Source organism: Blastocatellia bacterium (assembly GCA_035573895.1).
Taxonomy (GTDB): Bacteria; Acidobacteriota; Blastocatellia; order HR10; family HR10; genus DATLZR01.
On the sequence record DATLZR010000133.1, the window covers coordinates 1 to 3001 of the forward strand.

At 59.6% G+C, this 3001-nt stretch carries 4 protein-coding genes; all 4 read right to left on the bottom strand.

What is annotated here, in order from left to right; all coding sequences use genetic code 11:
- On the bottom strand, positions 1 to 883 hold an 883-nt coding region (locus VNM72_11820), incomplete at its 3' end, for a M17 family peptidase N-terminal domain-containing protein (protein HXF06086.1).
- Between the two features lie 6 nt (positions 884 to 889).
- Positions 890 to 1342, bottom strand: coding sequence for an SsrA-binding protein SmpB (gene smpB / locus VNM72_11825; protein ID HXF06087.1), 453 nt, complete (start codon positions 1340 to 1342; stop codon positions 890 to 892).
- 9 nt (positions 1343 to 1351) lie between these two features.
- Positions 1352 to 2353, bottom strand: coding sequence for an NAD(P)H-dependent glycerol-3-phosphate dehydrogenase (locus VNM72_11830; protein HXF06088.1), 1002 nt, complete (start codon positions 2351 to 2353; stop codon positions 1352 to 1354).
- A gap of 35 nt (positions 2354 to 2388) precedes the next feature.
- Positions 2389 to 3001 (bottom strand): glycerol-3-phosphate 1-O-acyltransferase PlsY (plsY, locus tag VNM72_11835; protein HXF06089.1); only part of this gene is annotated, 613 nt, incomplete at its 5' end.

The window sequence follows — 3001 nt, forward strand, 5'->3', positions numbered from 1 at the left end:
CGGCTGCTCCACCCGCCATGTCGTATTTCATGCGCTCCATTCCTTCCGGCGTCTTGAGAGAGATCCCGCCGGAATCGAACGTGATTCCCTTTCCCACGAGCGCGACGAGTTCTCCAGCGAGTCCCTTCCCCTCCTGAGGAACATAGCGGAGGACGATCATTCGAGCCGGCTCGTCGCTACCTTGCGCGACGCCCAGGATCGCCCCCATACCCAATTCCTTCATCTGCTTTTCATCAAGCACGGTGATGTCCAGTCCATACCGACTCGCCATATCCTCAGCGCGCTTGGCCATCTCCCTCGGCGTGAGCACCGACGCCGGCTCGTTCACGAGGTTGCGGGCGAAATTCGTCGCCTTGGCCAGAATCGAGCCACGTTCGATGCCCCGATCAATTTCCGCCCTCCCACTCTCGGCGCTCAGCACCAGCTCTTCAACCTGCCGCTCCTCCTTCTCCTGAGTTTTGTAGGTCCCGGGGTCGAACTGACCGAGGATGACCCCTTCCACGACGGCCTGGGCGGTCCGTTCCAGGTCGAGCGTGGGGCGAAGGACAAAACCCAAACTCCGCAGTCCCCGCTGTCGGGAGAACCGCACCGCCGTTCCTCCCACCTGTCGCAACGCATCAAAATTGGCTTCTTCCCTCTTGCCCGCACCGACCAGCAGAAGCCGTCGCGCGGCCAGCTTCTCTGACGCGGGAACGAGGTAGACGGTCTCTCCCGGTTTCCCTTTCAGCTCACCGGACGCCTGCACCTTCGAGAGAAGACCGCCCGAACGGCTGTCGAGTTCCCGAAGCAGTTGGTCTTCCAGCCCTTCTCCCTCAAAAACACTCGTCACGAGAACGTCTAGATCAAGCTCGTGAAATTTTCCAATGGACGACCTGATCTTCATAACGCTTCATCTCCTTTCCTTGACCATCTTCATGGTCTCGCGTTCGATGGTCCGACGCAGTTCCGTCTGGCGCTTGTCATGAAGTTTTTTACCCCGGGCGAGAGCGACTTCAAATTTGACCTTGCCATTTTTCAAGTAACATCGGGTGGGGATGAGCGTCAGGCCCCGTTCCCGCACCTTGCCGTAAAGCCGCATGATCTCCGACTTATGCAATAGCAGTTTGCGCATGCGGGTGGGATCATGATTGAGTCGCCCGCCGTGACTGTACGGACTGATATGGACGCCGACCAGCCATGCCTCACCGTTGCGGATGATCGCATACCCGTCTTTAAGATTAATGCGTCCCTCGCGGATGGATTTGACCTCCGTCCCGGTGAGGGCAACGCCGCACTCATAGGTTTCCAGGAGATCGTAATTGTGGTACGCCTGGCGATTGGTTGCGATGATCTTTTCTGGCATAGGCGTCTGTCACATCTCGCGTCGCAGTGGGCGCTCCATCAACTCGCTGGCGGCCTGGCGAGGATCTTTGCCTTCGTAGAGGATGGCGTGAACGCTGGCCGTGATCGGCATCTCGATCTCATACCGTTGACCGAGGGCATGGACGGCACGCGTCGTGGTCACACCCTCAGCAACCATCCGCATAGACGCAAGGATATCGCTTAAAGCTCGCCCCCGCGCCAGCTCGATGCCCACATAGCGATTCCGGGAGAGATTACCCGTGCAGGTCAGCACGAGATCACCAACTCCCGCCAGCCCCGCCATCGTCTCGGCCCGGCCGCCGAGCGCCACGCACAGCCGCGTCATCTCCGCTAGACCTCGCGTGATGAGCGCCGCCACACTATTGGAGCCCCACCCCAGCCCGGCGACAACTCCGGCAGCAATGGCGATTACATTTTTCACCGCTCCGCCCACCTCGACACCGATGACATCAAGACTCGTATACAGCCGCAACGAGGCCGAGGAGAGTAGCCGCTGAACCTTCTCAGCATACTCCGGCTGCGATGATGCGACCACAATCGCCGTCGGATCACCGCGCACGACTTCCTGCGCGAAACTCGGCCCGGAGAGAACCGCCAGGCGCGGTTCAAAATCATCTCGAAGGACATCCCGGAGAACCTCGGACATGCGCATCTGCGTATCGGTTTCGATTCCCTTCGTTGCGCTGACGAAAATCATGCGTGGATGAACAAAGGGGCGCATGGCTGCGAACACGTGGCGACAGGCATGAGACGGAACCGCCGTGATAACCACATCCGCACCGTCCACAGCCTCGTCGAGCAGATCCGTCGCCTGAACCTGCCGAGGCAATGAGAGCCCCTGTAGATAAACCGGATTTTCCCGGGTCTCATTGATCGCATGGGCAATGGAGGGATTATGGGCCCAGAGTCGAACGCGATGACCGTTTGTCGCCAGCACGAAAGCCAGCGCCGTTCCCCAACTCCCTGCACCGATGATCGCCACCGGGGTCATCGCGTTCCTTCTTCCTCCACGATAGTCTCGTTCCGTCACGAGCGCACGCTCACGCGAGAACCAAACTTGTGCTCGCTCCCTTGAAGCAATCTGCGGATATTCTCCCGATGCCTGGCGATAATGAGCGCGCTGCCGAGGGTGACCGCGACCAGTCCCGGCAGAATGTCGGCAGTTTCCCGATGGAAGAAGTTACTCTCGACGATCCAGATCAATAGCGGAGCTGATGCGGCGGCTGTGATGGAACCCAGCGAGACGTATCGTTTCCAGCCGACCATGACAACCCACACGGCCAGAGCGCACGCCATCGCAAGGGGGGAGATGACGAGGAAAGCTCCGAATCCGGTGGCGACCCCCTTGCCCCCGCGCCCTTTCAGCCAGATGGGGAAAACATGGCCGACAATAGTCATCATGGCCGCCACACCCATCCATTCGCTCTCCTGATCGGTCAGATGGCCGGCTAGTATCACTCCGGCAGCTCCCTTGCCTGCATCGAGGAGCAAGGTCAATAACCCGCCGCTCAATCCAGCGACACGGCTGACATTGGTTGCCCCCACATTGCCACTGCCGACGGTCCGAATGTCAACCCCCCGGGCCAGGACATATTTCACCAGGAGAAAGCCAAAGGGAATCGAACCCAAACCATAGGCT

Coding starts and splice junctions, on each gene's coding strand:
- VNM72_11830 (HXF06088.1), bottom strand. CDS start 2,353: ATGACCCCGGTGGCGATCATCGGTGCAGGGAGTTGGGGAACGGCGCTG.
- smpB (HXF06087.1), bottom strand. CDS start 1,342: ATGCCAGAAAAGATCATCGCAACCAATCGCCAGGCGTACCACAATTAC.